Below are 17,300 nucleotides of genomic sequence, written 5' to 3' on the forward strand. Positions count from 1 at the left end.
CCCCTTAAAATCAAAGTGTTCCTGAGATTTTATCGGGTCAGTTTCCGAACTTCTGAAGCTTCAATATGAGAATTTAGCTAATTTCCACGAGTTTCCAAAACTCGCTATTTGTCCGCAAGAACTGAGTTTTTCGCAAATTCGGTGATAACACGCCCACGCTGGGTCTTTTGAATGAACCCCTCCTGAATCAGGAATGGCTCATAGACCTCTTCCAGGGTGTCACGCTCTTCACTCAAGGCCGCAGCGATCGTATCGATCCCCACCGGACCACCAGCGTACTTATCCTGTATCAGACTGAGAATTCGGCGATCCATCAGGTCCAAACCATACTGATCCACACCCAACTGATTCAACGCATACACGGCGATGTCTTTCGTCACCACACCGTTGCCTTTGACTTGAGCGTAATCACGCACACGCTTCAGCAGTCTGTTCGCCACACGCGGAGTTCCGCGCGAACGACGGGCCACTTCATCTGCGCCCTCTTCGTCGATTTCAACTTTCAGAATTTCCGCAGATCTCATCAGGATCTGGCGAAGAGCATCCTTATCATAGAACTGCAAACGCTCCACAATACCGAAACGATCCCGGAACGGCGGATTCAAAAGCCCCGCCCGTGTGGTCGCCCCCACCAAAGTGAACGGTGCCAAAGTGAACTTCATGGATCGTGCGCCAAGGCCCTCACCAGTCACGATATCGATGTAATAATCTTCCATCGCCGTGTAAAGATACTCTTCCACGTGACGGCTTAAACGGTGAATTTCATCAATGAACAAAACTGAATGCGGTTTCAGTGACGTCAGAATCGCTGCCAGATCGCCTTTTTTGTCGATAGCCGGTGCGGAAGTCATTTTGATTTCTGCACCCATGTCGTTGGCGATGATTTTGGAAAGTGTCGTTTTACCCAATCCCGGAGGCCCGCACAACAACACGTGATCCAGGGACTCGCCACGGAATTTCGCAGCAGCCACAAAGACCTTTAATTTTTCTTTCACATCATCCTGACCGGGGAAGTCTTCGAATTTCTGGGGACGCAGTTCGTTTTCCCAGCTCTTTTCGCCTTCAACCGGATCACCTTCAAGAATACGACTCATGACAAGCCTCCGGAAAGGGTCTGGAATCCTTTACGGATGCCGTCCTCAACGGACACGTCCGTTGGCAACGAAGATACAAACTGATCCACCAACTGGGACTTGTAACCCAAGTTCAAAAGTGCAGAAGTGATTTGAGTGTGCGCCACAGATTTGGCTTTGCCGATAACGCCACCGTCTTCGATCGACACAAGCTTGCCTTTTAAGGTCAGAATAATCTGTTCAGCGGTTTTTTTGCCGACCTTAGGCAGACCGGACAAGGCCTTGGCATCGCCCGCTTCGATCATCTGCTGAATTTGCGCCGGACGGCCGCCGGAAAGAATGCTCAAGGCCATCTTCGGACCCACGCCATTTACTTTCAGCAAGGAAAGGAACATGTTTTTTTCCTCTTTGTCGTGGAAACCGAAAAGTTGCAAAGCATCTTCACGCACGTGAGTGTGAATCCAGACGATGATGTCGTTCCCCAAAAGCGCCTGCAGATCCCCCAGCGTGTTGCTGGAAGCGTGGATTTCATAACCCACCCCACTGACGTCGATCAAAGCGGAGTCGTTCATCACTTCAATAATTTTACCGCGCAGATATCCAATCATAAACTCACCGCTCTTTGCATTAGGGCTTTCTTTTTCATTTCAAAGGCATGGTAACAAGCCATGGCCAGGGCGTCCGAGGCATCGATGCGGCTGATGGTTTTTAAGCTCAGCATGACTTTCAAAATGGCCTGCACGTCCTCTTTGGAGGCCCCACCGTTGCCGGTGACACCTTTTTTAACGGACCGGGTGGCGTATTCCTTAACTTCGGCGCCGCCCAGGCCGGCTTCGTACATGATCACGCCGCGGGCGTGCCCCAGTTTGAAGGCGCTGTCAGCATTTTTACCCAGGAAGATTTTTTCGATGACGACCTGTTCGGGTTTGTACTTTTCCATGACTTCTCGGAACGCAGAGCCCAGTTCGGTCATCCGGCGCGGGAAAGCGTCGTCACCGTCCATTACAATAACGCCGTGATTGATGTGCTCAATCTTTCCGTTCGCCACGCGAACAACACCGAAACCTGTAATGCGGGAACCGGGATCGACCCCAAGAATAACCAAAGACAACCACCCTGTTTTTAAACTCTCGCCCCTATTTGAAGCTGAAGCTATTGCTTAGTCAATCAATCTGCTTTAGTATCTGTTCATGCCCAAAATTGAAGCAAGCACCATCGAAAAGTACCAAAGCCTCCTCGAGAAAGATCCGAATTCTCAGGTTTTTGCTCCGCTGGCCGAGGCTTATCGTGAAATGGGAATGCTGCAAGAAGCCCGCAAAACCGTGACTGCGGGCGTTCAACGCCACCCGCAATTTGTGGGTGGACTGGTGACTTACGCCAAAGTCTTGCGCGATTTGGGAGAGCTTTCCAAAGCTCTGGAGACACTGAAAAAAGCCACCGCTTTGTCTTCCGAAAATATTCTGGCGCACCAACTGATGGCCGAAGTTCATCTGGCGCAAAAAAATCCGAAGGATGCTTTAAAGTCCTTTAAAATGGTTTTGTTCCTGAATCCAAATTCCAAAAGCGCCCAAAAAGCGGTGCAAAAACTGGAATCCCTGACGGCGGACGAATACGACGAAGACGTCTTTGCCATGACAAAACTCCCGGAAGTGAATCTGGAAGGTTCGGCCACCCCGACGGGGCGCGAACCCGATTTTGGCATTGAAGAAGTGGTCATCCGCCCCACTCCGGTCACCACCAACAAGGCGCTGGAACGCATGCTGTCCCTGATTGATGCCTTCATTGTGCGCAACGATTTGGAAAAAGCCCATGCCTTATTGAAGGACACCCGCTTGGAATTCGGCGACCATCCCGAGATCCAAAGACGCATGAAAACCCTTCAGGTCCGCTATAACGACACTGATGAGGCCATCCCCCTAAAACCCATCCAACCCCGTGAACAGTTGATCCGCGAACGGAAGCTGGAAGTTCTCGAGATGATGCTTCGCAAAATAGAAGACTACCGCGCCCAAGGTTGACCTCTGACGCCCGTTTAGGACATTATAGCCCTTCCTTGATTTATCTTATTTAGGAAGGATTTTACAATGTACGAAACGTCGGACTTTAGAAAAGGTCTAAAAATCATGCTTGAGGGCAAGCCTTACGTGATCGTGGATTTCCAACACGTTAAACCAGGTAAAGGCAATCAGTTCACCCGCACCAAGCTAAGAAACATGCTGACGGGTCAGAACCTTGAATCCACTTTCAAATCCGGTGAAAAATTTGAAGTTCCAAACGTAGAGAACAAAGAGATGTCTTTCTTGTACAAAGATGACACTGGCTACAACTTCATGTCTCAGGAAACTTTCGAACAAATCGCCATGTCTGAAGAAGATCTGGGCGAAGCCAAATACTACCTGACTGAAAACCTGAAAGTTGTGATCTTGTTCTACAATGAAAAAGCCGTTGCTTGTGACGTGCCAAAAGCTGTGAACCTGACTGTTGCACAAACAGACCCAGGCATCAAAGGTGACCGCGTGACTGGCGCGACCAAGCCAGCTACTATGGAAACCGGCCTGACTGTAGGCGTTCCTTTGCACATCAATGAAGGCGATGTTCTTCGTATTGACACCTCCACAGGTGAATACGTAGAGCGCGTCAGCCAAAAGTAACTAACGCCTCGTATTAAGTCTCCGCAACCACTGAATTTTATCGCAAAATAATGAGATAAAGTTTCAGATGAATTGCGGAGGCTTTTTTCTTGTCCACATATGTTGAGCTAGAAATCCAGAATTTACTCAATCAAGGCTCAGGTCAAACTGTCGATCTGGCTGAAGTGGCATCCCGTCTTGTCTCAAGCATCGAATCTTCCCCGGATCATTTTACTCTTGATAACATCACCGCCCTTTCACGTTTTCTGATTCAATCCGGAAACGAACTGGTGCTGGTTGAATTCGTTTTACGTCATCTTGAAAATGAATCCTTCCCGATTCCCTGGCCGTATTTCCTGGAGGCACTCAGCACCTTCAGCGAAGAGCTGGATGAAAAATCCGTGCGCGCGCTGATTGACGGTATCGAAGAAGACGGTGCTCAGGAGGAAGCATCCCGCTCCCTGGCTTTGCGCCAGACGATTCAAACTCTGGGCGAGTGGCGCAGCAACCGCAAATACAAAATTCACAAAGACTATCTGAACAACAAACGTCTGTTGCTGGATCAGTTGATCACACTGCGAACGCAGCAGTTGTATGAACAGGAAAAATCCCTGCTGGCTCGTCTGCAGAAGCTTTATCCGGGCGACAGTGACATTCGCCGCGAAGTGAACGAACACAAGCAGCGTTATGCGCTGGAAATTCTTTCCCGTCGCACACCACGCTCGCGCGGTGTGAAGACCGAAGATTTCTCTCCGAAAGATCCGGAAACAGAACAGGCACTGCAGGTGCTGATGCAAAGTATGCATGAGCACGCGGAAGCTGACCCGTCCATGGCTTTTGATTTCGCCATTGCCGCTTATATGCTGGAAAGTTATGAAGACGCGCTGTCTTTGCTGTCTTTCAGCGATGAATCGGAAGCTTTGATCTGGTTCCGTCTTGAAGTGCTGCTGAAGTGCCGCCGCTTCGTGGAACTGCTGACGGATCTGGCGAAAGTGGAAGTCGTCTTTGCCCATGAACCAGAAACTTTCTTTGCCACGGCTTATCTGCGCGCCCAGGCCCTGTGGGGTCTGGGGCAAAAACACACCGCCGTTGAAGTGATGGAAGGATTGCTGGCAGCGCGCCCGCATTACCGTGCGGCCAGTGCCCTGCTCAGCATCTGGGGTGGCCAGTGAGAAGGGCTTTTTGGATTTTACTGACGCCACTGGCGTGTTTTCTGGTTTTATGGGCTGTAGGTTCCACCTATATCGCACCAAAACTGGAAACCTGGGCGCTGAACAAAATCCAAAGTTACTCCGATGAGAATCTTCCGGTCAGCATTCGCGCCAAAAAGTTGTCGCTACGATTCTTGCGCCCGTCCGCAGCGATAGAAGGAATTGAAATCCGCGGCAAGGGCGAATTGGCTGATTCCCTGCCGCTGATTGAAATTGGCAGCGTGCGTGCCTTTGTCGATGTGTTTCATCTTATGGGGGGCCGACTGACCCTGTCTGCGGTGGTGGCGGAATCCCCGCGCGCGCAAATCAATATCGATCCTTTCCTGAAAGATGACTCTCCGGCCAAAGAACTTCCGATGGATGAGATCTTTGCCATCCTGGAAAAGCTGCCGCTGCAGCGGGTGTTTTTACAAAACATCCTGCTGAATGTTTCTTCAAAACAATTGAAACTGAATGTGGATGTTGAAAGCGGCGATCTGCTTTTGACCAATATGGGAAAAAACCTGACGGCCAAAGCCAACATCCCGTCCCTGCAGGTCAAGCTTGGCGGCATCGGTGATTTTGCGGGATCTTTGGACACGCACCTTTACCTGACCCGCCAGTCCCTGAAGATCATCCAGCTGGGTGTGCGCCTGGGGGAATCCGAAATTCTGACCCGCGGAGAGCTGACTCATTTTTCCAAAATCGCGATCAAACCTTCCGGCGTTCTGGATCTAAGCGCCAAGGTCAATCTGACTGACATCTACAACGAAATGAAACGCCTGCGCCCGGACATCAAACTGCCGGTGATCAATGGTGAGCTGGTTACCGAAATGGATGCCAAATTCAACGGTCTTGATGATGTCAAAGCTTCGGCTGACATCAACACCCGTTCAGTGACATTGGGAAAACTGGAACTGGGCGACGCCCGCATTCAGGGCGAATACCAAAATGGCGTTATCAGTCTTTCTGAAATGCAGGTGAACCACCCGGCCGGCGAAGCGACTTTGACCAAGTCACAACTGGAGCTGGACGGAAATTACGGTTTCAAATCCCTGATCACTGTCCACAGCCTGGATCTGTACAAACTTTTCCAAAGCCTGGATTTGGCAAATATCCCTGTGGGCATCGGGCTTGAGGGAGAACTGCCATGTGAAGGCCGCATCCGCCCGACCTTCCAAGTGACCTGCACTAACGCGGCCATCGCAGGTAAAGACCTGTGGGTGAAAACCGATCTGAAGCCAAAAACGAAACCTTTGGTGAATATCGACAGCATGAAAGCCAAAGGCCAGTTCCAGGTCACCACCCAAAGCGTGACCTATGCTGCAATTCTGAACGTCGGCAGCAGTCAGGGCACCACTGATGGGGTGATTGATTTCGACAAAGGCTTTAAAATCAATTTCAAGACGGACAAGCTGGATCTTAAAAACATCCGCAATCTGGCAAACTTGAAGATGATCGGATCCACCAGTATCTCGGGTTCCACTTCGGGGGATTCTGATGCCGCGATCTTCGACATGAAGCTGAATGCGCGCAACTTTGTCTTCGAAGACTTTGCGCTGGGAAATCTGATTTCTGACCTGAAGTACCGCAAGGGTCATCTGATTTTTGAAGACATTGCCGGGGCCATCAACAAAACCCAGTACTTGGGCGATCTTAATGTGAACCTGAATAACGAAACCCTGAGCGGCGATTTCAGCGTGCCGACGGCCGACATTGCCGATGTGGCCCAGGTGTTTGAGCCGATCTACAAGCTGCCTATTCAAGTTCAAGGTGTGGGTGCCGCCAAAGCCCATGTTGAAGGTCCGCTGAACTTCTGGAAGCTGAATTACAAACTTGAATCGGCATTCAAGAACGTCTTCATTGGTCTTGAAAACTTTGACTCGCTTCAGTTCAATGCTTCTGCGAACCAGGGAAATATCAAGGCTGACAAAGTTGTTTTGCAAAGAGCCAATTCCACCGTGACCCTGCAAGGGGGCATTTCCTCTGACAAGATCATGAATCTGTATGCGGATGGAAAGAACTGGCGTTTGGAGGAATCCGACATTATCAGCAAGATCAATTCCAATATCACCGGCAACCTGAACTTTGCCGCTGAACTGAAAGAGTCCGTGACTCAGCCGCAGATTCTTTTGAAGGGCGCAATCACCGACACCCTGTTTGAAGATCAGGAAATTCCAAATTCAAACCTGATTCTGAAAATCAACCGCCAGAGCTTTGGCGGCCAGATGACCCTGTTCGGAAACAAAGTCAAAGCGGACTTCCAGGTGCCTATCGCCAACAGCCGCACGCCACTGGTGATGAAGGTCAACACCAACAATTGGAACTATTCCACCCTGCTGGGCCTGATTGGTGGCGCGAATCTGGCCAATGAATATGACTCAACATTGACGTCTACTGTCGACCTAAGATCCGACAGCGGTGAGCTGTTTAAGGCCACGGGCAAAGTGCACATCGATGCTTTCACCTTGAAACGCGGTCCTTTGAGTTTTGCCAATAACGGTCCGATCGACATCACCATGGATCACGGTGTGGCCAGCATCCGAAACTTCATCCTGCAAGGTCCGAACAATCTGATCCAGATCCGCGGCACCAACTTCACAGCGGAAAATCTGAACGTGGGCGTGACTGCCAATGCCGACCTTCGCCTGCTACAAATCTTCACCCCGTTCCTGGAAGACATGGGTGGACCGATTCATGTTTCCACCAATGTATCCGGCTCCGTCATGAAGCCTGAGATTCTTGGTAACGCCAATGCCAAAGATACTTTTGTGAAAATCAAAGGCTTCCCGCACCCACTGGAAAAAGTGTCGGCGGAAGTCGTGTTCTCGCAAAGCCGCATCCTGATTAATTCCATCAACGGACAGATTGCCGGTGGAACTTTGACTGGTGACGGCGGCATTCAGATCAATGGTATCAAAGACATCCCGACCACCATTCGTGCCCGCTTGGAAGGTGTCACCTTCAACGTGCCTGACAAGGTTCGCAGCAGTGGCAGTGCCGACCTGTTGTTCTCGGGCCGCTGGTTCCCGTTCACTCTTTCCGGAACTTATCATGTGACCAGCGCCCTGGTTGAAAAAGAATTCACCGAAGATGGCGGTGGTGTTACCGGAGTTCGTCAAAGCCTGTACCTGCCAAAACTTCTGCGTGAAGGTCAGTTTGAAGCCATTTTGCTGGATCTGCAGATTCTGCTCACTCGCAATATAGTTATCAAAAACTCTTTGATTGATGGTTCGGTCACCGGTCAGCTGCAGGTCAAGGGACCTCCGACCAATCCGGTTCTGCTGGGTAAAATCAACATGGAAAGACGCTCCAAGATCATCTTCAAAGACAAAGTCTTTGATGTTCAGAGCGGTATGATTGATTTCAACGATCCGGATGAAATCAATCCGAACCTGTACATTTCAGCCGCGTCCCGTATCAATGAATACGACATCACCCTGCTGGCGCAAGGACCATCCAAAAATCTGACCATTCACCTGAACAGCGTCCCACCCCTTTCAGAGCAGGATATTATTTCTTTGATCGCCCTTGGGGTTACGTCCTCAGCAATGGACCAGAATCTGCAGTCTCGTCAGCAGGCCGAACAGCTGGGCGTGGAAATCGGTGGCGCCGTTCTGGCAAAACCAATCAACAAGCAGCTGGAAAGCACTTTGGGTCTGAATCTGGCCGTGACGTCCCAGTACGATTCCACCCGCAATATCTCGGTTCCTAAAATCACGCTGAGCCGCCGCCTTTCAGAAAAAATGAAAGTGTCTGGCAGCCGTCCGGTGGGCGACACTCAGTCTTATGACATCAAACTTGAATATTTCCTGAACAGCAACATCACGGCCATCGGTTCTTTTGAAACCCGTGGTTCCGAGGAAAGCACCAACGTGCAATCCACGCAGCAGGAATCCCAAAGCATCTTCGGTCTGGATCTGGAATTCAAAAGGGAGTTTAAATGATCTGCACACCCCTTTTGAAGCCCGCATTGATTTTGGCCCTTTCCCTGGGACTTCCCGCTTGGGCGGCGAAGAAAAGTCTGAACTATTCCACCCTGCCGCAGGAACTGCAGCAGGATCTGGAAAAAAGATTCCCGGATGCCAGAAAGGAACGCCTGAGCCAGGATCAGGTCGACGAAATCCTGCGCTTTATGCAGCAAAAACCCCAGTTGCAACGCCTGCGTGTTCTTGATGATGGTAACGGCAGCCCTTGGCGTTTGGACTTCCAGCTGACCCGTCGTATTTCCCAGGTTCAGATTGAAGGCAACAAAACCATGTCCTCGTCCGAAGCGGAAAGTCTGTTTGGCGTAAAGGCTGATGACGTCTTTGACCAGCAGACCCTGATCGAGGGCGGCGAGAAACTGCGCCAGGCCTATCGCGACATCGGTTTTTACAACGCCGTGATCGATATCGAAATGCCGCCGGAAAGCCCTGAGTCCGTTTCGATTCTGGTGCGCGTGAATGAAAACAAAAGAACCCGCGTTCACAACATCGTACTGCAAAGCCCAAATGATGACCTGAACAAACGCCTGATGAAAGAAGTCGACGGCGCACTGAATGATCCGTACACCGATGCGACCCTGTCCAAGATTCAAAAAGACGCCCGCGAGTTTTTGACCAAGAACCGCTATGTCCGTGCCGATCTGGTGGGCCCGACGGCGGATTTCAACGCCGACGAATCCCAGGTGACTTTGACCTATAAACTGGAAAAAACAGAAAAGTACAACTTTGACTATCAAGGCGTGCGTTTCTTAGCGATCCGTGGGATCGAAAGCGCTTTGGATCTGGACAACTATTATTCCGCCAGCCCGTCGGTCAGCGCCGAACTGGCCGCCAAGATTCGCAGCTATTATCTGTCCAAGGGTTACGCCCGCGCAGAAGTGAAAGCGGATGAATCCGAGCTGCGCAACTTCCAGCGCAAGGTGACCTTCCACATTGACGAAGGCCCGCAGGTAAAGGTGCAAAAATACAACCTGACCGGCCGCTACAGCAAAAAAGACAGCTACTACATCAACTTTATCGAGGAACACAGCTCACCCGTCGTTGACAGCGGTTACTACAACAAGGACGACATTGATGCGGGCCTGAAGAATCTGATTCTGGAACTGCAGAACAACGGTTACCTGCAAGCCAAGATTCTTTCCACACGCACGCAGTACAACAAAGAACGCGACGCCGTTACGATTTACATCAATCTGGATGAAGGTCCGCTGACCGTGGTGGAATCTGTCACCTTCACCGGCAATCAGGCCTTCACCCCGGAAGAGCTTTTGAAAGTCACCCGCCTGCGCCCCGGCCCGCTGAAGCTGGGCCAGATTGAAGAGGCTGTGGCCCGTTTGAAAAATCATTACCGCGAGCAGGGCTATATCGAAATGCTGCTGCTGAACGAACGCGCGGATCTGGTGACCTATGATGAAACCAACACCAAAGCGACTTTGAATTTCAAAATCTTTGAAGGCCCGCAAGTGCGCGTGGCTTCGATCATTCTGGAAGGCAACACCTTCACGTCCGATTATGTGATCAACAAAGAACTTGAGTTCACCAAGGGCGACCTGCTGACACCATCAAACCTGGAAGAATCCGTCGCGCGCCTGCAAAGAACCGGATTCTTCGGCTCCGTGGAAATCCGCACACTGGAGGAAAAAACCAACGTCGCCAATCGGACGGTGCTGGTAAAAGTGACCGAACGTGATCCGGGCGTCTTTACTTTGGGGGCTGGTGCCACCAATGAAAGAACCCTGACCTTGCGCGGCTACACCGGGATTGCCTATCGCAACCTGTGGGGCACCGGCCGCGGGATTTCCCTGCGTCTGGAAGGAAACTATAACGTTGCTGACATCAAGTATCTGGAAAGCCGCGTGGTCCTAGGATACCTTGAACCTTACATCTTTGATTCGCGCGTGCGTGGCCGCATCAACGTCACCCGTTCAAGCACCGTGACTGATTACGATATCAAGCAGGTTTCGGATGTTCGTTCGACCACTTATTCTCTGGAAAAAGACTTCACTTCGCGCATTCTGGGGATCTGGGATCTTTGGTCTTTGGCGACCATCCGTGACTTCGGTTTGGATGACTCTTACCCATACGATACACTGGAACAAAACATTGCCACCACCGGCCCGCAGCTGGATCTGGATTTCCGCGACAACCCATTCAACCCGACCCGCGGCACGTTCACGCGCTGGAATGCTGAATACTCCACTCCTGAAATCGGCAGCAGCCCGACGATTGAATACTGGCGCTCGACCTTAAGCTTCACTCACTATTGGACTGTGGGCCAACTGTCCAAGCAACCGGTTGTCTGGGCCAACCAGGTGCGTGGTGGTTATCTGAAGAACCTCAGCAAGGACGGCGGCGTCCCTTGGGATAAAAAAGGATTTACTCTGGGTGGCCAGTCCACGGTGCGTGGGTACGAGGCCGGAACACAGGAGGTTTTCCCGAACCGTCAGGATCTGGGCTTGAGCGACACCGATCCGACTTACTATCTGACGACCGATTCAACCATGTATCTGATTAAATCAGAGCTGCGCTTCCCGGTTTGGGAAAGTCTGGGTGGCGCTTTGTTCTATGATGGTGGTTCCGTCAAAATCCATGACCTGCATTTCTCAGATCCGTATCGTGATTCAACCGGATTTGGTATTCGCTACAACACCCCTGTGGGACCTTTAAGTCTTGAGTGGGCCTGGAAACTGGATGCACGCCCTGGTGAAGAACCATGGCGCTTCCACTTGTCTATCGGGACATTCTAAAATTCAGTACTAGATTGTAAAATCAGCGGGATTCCAGACACAGTCTTCGATGGCAATAAGTCCTTCGACCTTGCCATCTTTGATCAACGGCTCCAGATACAGGCGAGTCATATACATCTGCAGACGCTCCAAAGACACACGCTCCTGTATCTTATGAACTTCCGTGATGATCACCGGCTGATTCAATCGGCCGGACAGAACATAGTTGGCTTGTTCCAGGATACGCAGGGTCACTTCTTCGGCGCGGGAATACAGATGAGGCCAGCTGCGACAGAAGATATCTTCGATGGTGTAACTGCAAAACTCAAAAAAGTTGAATGAACGGAAAAACTGAGTGTGCTTGTGGGAATAAAACTCGACAATGCGCCCGTCAACATTCACCAACTGATCAAGGCCTTCAGGACTGATTTTATAACCATAATAATCCAAAGCTGTTTTCACCAGGAACGCCATGTCTTTGATCCGACGCCCTTGACGATGAACCGACCGACAGACTTCCAGATACTGATTCATCAAATCTGTGGCCTGAGCCTGCTCGGCTTCATTCAGTTGTTGAAAATAAGGCAGCGTTTCCTGGGAATAAGGACGAACGGACCACCCCTCCTGCTCAAGCATGGAGGACAGCTCTTCACAAAGAAGTCTAAATTTTTGCAGATGCCCCTGGATTGCCATACTCATGCTGCGCCGCTCTCGAAACAAGATCGTATTTATATTTCTCAAACAAAAAGAGCCCCCAAAGGAGCTCTTCGATAGTCAGTTTCTGAAAAAACTGGGAGCTTAGCGTGCTTTGCTGCTAGCGAACTTGCGGCGAAGATCCTGAGTCACCTCATGGATGGTCGCATTCAAGGTCACTTCGAAAAGATCGTCAGCAGAAACTTTGTAAAGCTCGCCCAATCTTTTTAGTGCGTTGATTGGAGGGTGAGATACACCACGCTCCCAGTTAGAAATAAACTGCGGAGTGGAGTAACCCAACTTATCTGCCACATCTCTCTGGGAAAGACCTGCCGATACACGTTTTTGCTTCAAAAAATCAGCTAACATATTTTTTTGTCTCATGTGATTTCCACCTAATGATGAATTTATTTATACACATCATGACGAGTGTGACAAGCCCTTTGCATTCAAAAAGCTTTCAAAATATTCTCAGCCAGATAAATACATTATAGCTTATTTGATCTAAATTACTTCCTGTTTTTTTGCAATTTCTAATCTTTTCCGTGTTTGAGATGTGAGCCATTTCTTGTTTTACAGCAGAAAAGATTGAAGGATATGAGCATGACAAACATTAGCAACACCCCTTGGATTGAGAACTTCCACATTACAAGTCTATTAGTTAATCCCTTAGGACGTTTGGGGTTGTACGGACTGCTGAACCTGCTGCAGGAAACCGCCTGGATTCACGCCGAAAAAATGGGCTTTGGCATGCAGGACATGGAAAAGCAGGGGCTGTTCTGGGTTCTGACGCGACAAAGCCTGCAAATGAAGACCTGGCCCCGCTTCGGAGAAAACATCCAGATTCAGACTTGGTTGCGCGCCCCGGAAGGTGCTTTTGTAGCTCGTGAATTTGCAATTCTCACCCAGTCAGGGGACGAAATTGGATTGTGTTCCACAAGTTGGCTGGCTCTGGATCGCCAGAGCAAAAAGATTCTGCCGGCGGAAAACCTGCGCCCCTGGGATCAGATTGCCCATGCCCGCTCCACAGGCATCAATCCCGAAAAAATCCCGGTGACCGGAACCTATGAAAAGATCGCCAAGTACCGGGTGCGCAACTCAGATCTGGATATCAACCAGCATGTGAACAATACCAAATATGCCCAGTGGATTCTGGATGCCATTCCCTATGATCTCCACAAAAGCCTGAAGCTGAACACGTATTCCGTCAACTTCCTGGCAGAAACTCATCTGGGCGATGAAGTCGAAGTTCACCGCAACTGCTCAAGCCCCGATGTGCAACTGGCCAGCCACGGAGCAAGCGCCTACAAGGGACTGCGCGTGGGTGATGAAAAAGTCCTCTTCACCGCCGTTCTGGGCTGGGAGAAACGCAAGTGAAACCTCTGATTCCTTTTACCAAAACACCTCTGACCAACACATTGCAGGTTCACGGCGGGGTCACACCGCTTTCCGACAGCCGTCTGCTGGTGGAGTTTAAGATAACCGGTGCTACTGACGCCATCAAATGGCCCGAATCCTCGACAACCGAGCGTCGTGAAGACGGACTCTGGAAGCACACCTGCCTGGAAGTGTTTTTGGGAAATGGTGCGGCACCCGAGTCACCGTATTTGGAGATCAACTGCGCTCCGAATGGCCACTGGAATGCTTATTCCTTTAGCAAATACCGTGAAGGCATGGCCCCGGCAACTGACACCCGCGTGCGCCTGCAGCCGCGAAACTCCGAAGAAGCCGAGGCACGTTTTCAGATTGAAATCGACAGCCGCAAGCCCTTGGACTTCACCTGCCTGGGTCTGACAGCGGTGATTGAGTTCGTCGATGGCACCTTGAGCTATTGGTCTTTGTTCCATCCGGGCCCCCAAGCCGACTTCCACAACAAGGCCGGCTGGACCGCTCTTTCGACGCATTGAGCGAACCGCCCGTTCCCCGTGGTCATTCTTGACCCTTTCTGGAGCCCAAGATAGCTTGGGCTGTTTCATTTTCTTAATCCAGAAAGGACCCATTCATGAAGAAACATACAGTTCGTGTGTACCCATCTAAAGAAAAGTTGGATCGCAAAGACCAACTGGCTTGGAAAATTGCAGAAATCGCAACTGACAATGCCCCTATCAAAGCTGACGTCACTGACATGGTTATCAACCGTATCATCGACAATGCCTCTGTAGCGATTGCTGCTGCCAACCGTCGTCCGGTGGCTTCTGCGCGTGCTATGGCGATTGCCCACCCACGCAATGGTGGTGCGACTGTCTTCGGCATGCCGAATGACCAGAAATTTGACTGTGAATGGGCGACTTGGGCGAACGGCACCGCTGTTCGTGAGTTGGACTACCATGACACTTATCTTGCCGCGGACTATTCTCACCCGGCGGACAACATCCCTGCTATTCTGGCAGTGGCTCAGCAGATGGGTAAAAACGGTAAAGAGCTTCTAAAAGGTATCGTGACTGGTTACGAAGTTCACGTGGACCTGGTTAAAGCCATCTGCCTTCACAAACACAAAAAAGATCATATCGCTCACTTGTGCCCGGCAACGGCTGCGGGTATCGGCACTTTGTTGTCTTTGCCAACGGAAACAGTTTTCCAAGCAGTTCAACAAGCGGTTCACGTGTCCTTCACGACTCGTCAGTCCCGTAAAGGTGAAATCTCTTCCTGGAAAGCCTACGCTCCGGCACACGCTGGTAAACTGGCTGTAGAAGCGGTGGACCGTGTTATGCGTGGCGAAGGTGCTCCATCTCCGATCTACGAAGGTGAAGACTCTGTTATCGCTTACATGCTTGATGGCAAAGACGGTAAATACGAAGTTCCACTTCCAGAAGTGGGCGAAGAAAAACGCGCGATCCTTGAGACTTACACTAAAGAGCACTCTGCAGAGTATCAGTCCCAGGCTTTGATCGATTTGGCTCGCAAAATGAAGCCAATGATCAAAAACTTCGACGACATCCAGTCCATCGTGATCCACACGTCCCACCACACTCATTACGTGATTGGTACTGGTGCAAACGATCCACAAAAAATGGATCCAAATGCATCCCGCGAGACTCTTGATCACTCCATCATGTACATCTTCGCCGTGGCGTTGCAGGACGGCACTTGGCACCATGTTAATTCCTACGCTCCAGAGCGTGCGAAACGTGCTGACACTGTGGCTTTGTGGCACAAAATCTCCACTGTTGAAGACAAACAATGGACTGCTTGGTACCACGAGACAGATCCAGACAAAAAACGCTTCGGTGGCCGCGTAGAAATCACAATGAAAGACGGCTCCAAAATCGTGGACGAGCTGGGCGTAGCTGATGCTCACCCTGCCGGTGCCCGTCCGTTCAAACGTGCGGACTACATCCGCAAGTTCGACATTCTGACTGAAGGTATCATCACCAAAGCAGAACGCGATCGTTTCATTGGCTTGGTTGAAAATCTGGAAAACCTGACTGCAGAACAAGTTCAGCAGTTGAACGTTCAGATCCCAATCGAAAAGCTTGTGAACAACAAACGCGACAACAAAGGGATCTTCTAGAACGAAGGTCCGCTTGAAGGGAGTGGGAAGCTGTCCTTTACGGGACACGGCTTCCTGCCTCGCTGGGGCCGGGCGTTCGCCCGGTTCGCGCTTCCTGCGCCCCCAGAGGTCCCTCCAAGTACAGCTTCCCACTCCCTTCAAGCTCATCGCTCTGTAAGTTCAATTTGTTGACGCTTATACTTGAGCACTACTTGAAATGGACTGTGATAAGATGACTGCTGAACCGGTTACTGCCAACGTTAACAAGCGATGCCGGGCATTGAGAGACAAGCATGAAACGTCGTGCTTGGCGCTGAATGAAGAAAACGTAAATAAAGAAATCGACCCAGGGGCTGCCTTGGGACAGGGGAAGGGCTCCTTGAGCCGTTCGCCGAGTTCCGCAGCAGCTCATCCCGAAGGGATGGCGTCCGCGAGGACTGTCTGAAGGCGAAAGGTTCAAGGAGCCCTTCCCCTGTCCCAAGGCGGTCGCTAGGAAAGATGAGGCTTGTATGTTGTTTCCTGAAATTACTCCTGCGCAGAAACGTAAGAACTTTAGAGATGCTTTGAAGTCTGGCAAGCTTTTGCAGATGCCGGGGTCTTGGTCTCCGCTGGTTTCTATGGCGATTGAAAAAGCGGGATTTGATGGGGTTTATATTTCTGGGTCTGTGCTTTCCAATGATTTGGGTTACCCGGACATCGGTTTGACTTCTTTGACTGAGGTCGCTCAGCGTGGTCGTCAGATTGCCCGCACGACAAAACTTCCGACTATTATTGATATCGACACGGGTTTTGGCGAACCAATGTCTGCGACTCGCACGGTTCAGGAAATGATCGAGATGGGTCTGGCGGGTTGCCACATTGAGGATCAGATCAATCCGAAGCGTTGTGGTCACCTGGATGGCAAGGGTCTTGTGACTCGTGATGAAGCAGCCCGCAAAGTGGCGGCGGCAGCTCGTGGCAAAAAGATGGATGAAAACTTCCTTTTGATCGCTCGTACAGATGCGCGTGCAGTTGAGGGTTTGGATAAAGCCATTGACCGTGCGAAAGCTTACATTGATGCCGGTGCGGATTGCATCTTCACAGAGGCTTTGGAAAACGAAAAAGAATTTGAAACTTTCCGCAAGGCTGTGAATGTTCCGCTTTTGGCGAACATGACAGAATTCGGTAAAGGTCGTCTGTACACTTACGAAGAGCTTTCCAATCTGGGTTACAACATCGTGATCTATCCGGTGACGACATTCCGTCTGGCGATGGGCGCGACAGTGGCGGGCTTGAATGAGATCAAARCCAAAGGCACGCAAGAGGGTCTTTTGGACAAAATGCAGACTCGCAAAGACTTGTATGCGCTTTCTCGTTATGACGAGTACAACTCTTTCGACACCAGCATTTTCAACTTCACTTTGAAGTAACAAAAAGGGAGGCTCCGAGCCTCCCTTTTTCTTTCGTCCCCTCACCTCTAAAAATTCTAATAGTCCTCACGAACTGCAATAAACTTGTCGTTGGGCAGGTTTT

Annotated in this window: 14 protein-coding genes; 9 read left to right on the forward strand and 5 right to left on the reverse strand. The window is 50.6% G+C overall.

All coding sequences use genetic code 11. The features are described from left to right. Positions 1-104 precede the first annotated feature (104 nt). From ruvB to ruvC, 3 genes are read right to left on the reverse strand one after another with little or no spacing between them, the layout of a single operon-like run. The gene (ruvB, locus tag ACNQKP_RS09740) at positions 105-1,094 is read right to left on the reverse strand and encodes a Holliday junction branch migration DNA helicase RuvB (RefSeq protein ID WP_417864460.1); all 990 of its coding nucleotides are present in this window, start codon (positions 1,092-1,094) and stop codon (positions 105-107) included. Then, positions 1,091-1,681 (reverse strand): Holliday junction branch migration protein RuvA, encoded by a 591-nt coding sequence (gene ruvA, locus ACNQKP_RS09745; RefSeq protein ID WP_417864462.1) that lies wholly within the window; start codon positions 1,679-1,681, stop codon positions 1,091-1,093. Before ruvA ends, ruvB begins: the two co-directional genes overlap by 4 nt. Then, positions 1,678-2,178: a crossover junction endodeoxyribonuclease RuvC gene (gene ruvC / locus ACNQKP_RS09750; RefSeq protein WP_417864463.1), complete on the reverse strand. Its 501-nt coding sequence runs from the start codon at positions 2,176-2,178 to the stop codon at positions 1,678-1,680. Before ruvC ends, ruvA begins: the two co-directional genes overlap by 4 nt. Positions 2,179-2,263: 85 nt before the next feature. On the opposite strand from ruvC, the gene ACNQKP_RS09755 reads away from it, so the two are divergent. From ACNQKP_RS09755 to ACNQKP_RS09775, 5 genes are all read left to right on the forward strand, one after another. Beyond that, positions 2,264-3,091 (forward strand): tetratricopeptide repeat protein, encoded by an 828-nt coding sequence (locus ACNQKP_RS09755; protein WP_417864465.1) that lies wholly within the window; start codon positions 2,264-2,266, stop codon positions 3,089-3,091. Positions 3,092-3,157: 66 nt separating this feature from the next. Beyond that, positions 3,158-3,724, forward strand: a complete 567-nt coding sequence (efp, locus tag ACNQKP_RS09760) for an elongation factor P (protein WP_011164897.1) — start codon at positions 3,158-3,160, stop codon at positions 3,722-3,724. Positions 3,725-3,813: 89 nt separating this feature from the next. Then, a complete protein-coding gene (locus tag ACNQKP_RS09765; protein ID WP_417864467.1) occupies positions 3,814-4,875 on the forward strand; it encodes a hypothetical protein in 1,062 nt (353 codons plus the stop codon). Then, positions 4,872-8,840 carry a translocation/assembly module TamB domain-containing protein gene (locus tag ACNQKP_RS09770; RefSeq protein WP_417864469.1) on the forward strand — a complete coding sequence of 1,323 codons (3,969 nt, stop codon included), beginning with the start codon at positions 4,872-4,874 and terminating at the stop codon, positions 8,838-8,840. Before ACNQKP_RS09765 ends, ACNQKP_RS09770 begins: the two co-directional genes overlap by 4 nt. After that, the gene (locus ACNQKP_RS09775) at positions 8,837-11,626 is read left to right on the forward strand and encodes a POTRA domain-containing protein (RefSeq protein ID WP_417864471.1); all 2,790 of its coding nucleotides are present in this window, start codon (positions 8,837-8,839) and stop codon (positions 11,624-11,626) included. Before ACNQKP_RS09770 ends, ACNQKP_RS09775 begins: the two co-directional genes overlap by 4 nt. Before the next feature lie 9 nt (positions 11,627-11,635). On the opposite strand, the gene ACNQKP_RS09780 is transcribed toward ACNQKP_RS09775, so the two are convergent. Next, complete coding sequence (locus ACNQKP_RS09780; protein WP_417864473.1) at positions 11,636-12,304, reverse strand: hypothetical protein; 669 nt, start codon at positions 12,302-12,304, stop codon at positions 11,636-11,638. A 99-nt stretch (positions 12,305-12,403) separates the two neighbouring features. Then, a complete protein-coding gene (locus ACNQKP_RS09785) occupies positions 12,404-12,667 on the reverse strand; it encodes a helix-turn-helix domain-containing protein (protein WP_038451964.1) in 264 nt (87 codons plus the stop codon). 234 nt (positions 12,668-12,901) lie between these two features. Here ACNQKP_RS09785 and ACNQKP_RS09790 point away from each other — a divergent pair, with 234 nt between their 5' ends. The 4 genes from ACNQKP_RS09790 to prpB all read left to right on the forward strand — a co-directional run bounded on the left by ACNQKP_RS09790 (position 12,902) and on the right by prpB (position 17,197). Then, positions 12,902-13,675, forward strand: coding sequence for an acyl-[acyl-carrier-protein] thioesterase (locus ACNQKP_RS09790; protein WP_417864475.1), 774 nt, complete (start codon positions 12,902-12,904; stop codon positions 13,673-13,675). After that, a complete protein-coding gene (locus tag ACNQKP_RS09795; RefSeq protein ID WP_417864477.1) occupies positions 13,672-14,205 on the forward strand; it encodes a DOMON-like domain-containing protein in 534 nt (177 codons plus the stop codon). Before ACNQKP_RS09790 ends, ACNQKP_RS09795 begins: the two co-directional genes overlap by 4 nt. A 95-nt stretch (positions 14,206-14,300) precedes the next feature. Beyond that, positions 14,301-15,809: an MmgE/PrpD family protein gene (locus ACNQKP_RS09800; RefSeq protein WP_088564845.1), complete on the forward strand. Its 1,509-nt coding sequence runs from the start codon at positions 14,301-14,303 to the stop codon at positions 15,807-15,809. Positions 15,810-16,297: 488 nt separating this feature from the next. After that, complete coding sequence (gene prpB / locus ACNQKP_RS09805; protein WP_417864479.1) at positions 16,298-17,197, forward strand: methylisocitrate lyase; 900 nt, start codon at positions 16,298-16,300, stop codon at positions 17,195-17,197. Positions 17,198-17,300: the final 103 nt, after the last annotated feature.

The sequence above is a fragment of the Bdellovibrio bacteriovorus genome, assembly GCF_048286975.1.
Lineage (GTDB): Bacteria > Bdellovibrionota > Bdellovibrionia > Bdellovibrionales > Bdellovibrionaceae > Bdellovibrio > Bdellovibrio bacteriovorus_H.

Excerpts from the sequence above, each read along its gene's own strand:
- ACNQKP_RS09755 (WP_417864465.1), top strand. The coding sequence starts at position 2,264 with ATGCCCAAAATTGAAGCAAGCACCATCGAAAAGTACCAAAGCCTCCTC.
- efp (WP_011164897.1), top strand. The coding sequence starts at position 3,158 with ATGTACGAAACGTCGGACTTTAGAAAAGGTCTAAAAATCATGCTTGAG.
- ruvB (WP_417864460.1), bottom strand. The coding sequence starts at position 1,094 with ATGAGTCGTATTCTTGAAGGTGATCCGGTTGAAGGCGAAAAGAGCTGG.
- ACNQKP_RS09780 (WP_417864473.1), bottom strand. The coding sequence starts at position 12,304 with ATGAGTATGGCAATCCAGGGGCATCTGCAAAAATTTAGACTTCTTTGT.
- ACNQKP_RS09775 (WP_417864471.1), top strand. The coding sequence starts at position 8,837 with ATGATCTGCACACCCCTTTTGAAGCCCGCATTGATTTTGGCCCTTTCC.
- ACNQKP_RS09800 (WP_088564845.1), top strand. The coding sequence starts at position 14,301 with ATGAAGAAACATACAGTTCGTGTGTACCCATCTAAAGAAAAGTTGGAT.
- ruvA (WP_417864462.1), bottom strand. The coding sequence starts at position 1,681 with ATGATTGGATATCTGCGCGGTAAAATTATTGAAGTGATGAACGACTCC.
- ACNQKP_RS09790 (WP_417864475.1), top strand. The coding sequence starts at position 12,902 with ATGACAAACATTAGCAACACCCCTTGGATTGAGAACTTCCACATTACA.
- ACNQKP_RS09785 (WP_038451964.1), bottom strand. The coding sequence starts at position 12,667 with ATGTTAGCTGATTTTTTGAAGCAAAAACGTGTATCGGCAGGTCTTTCC.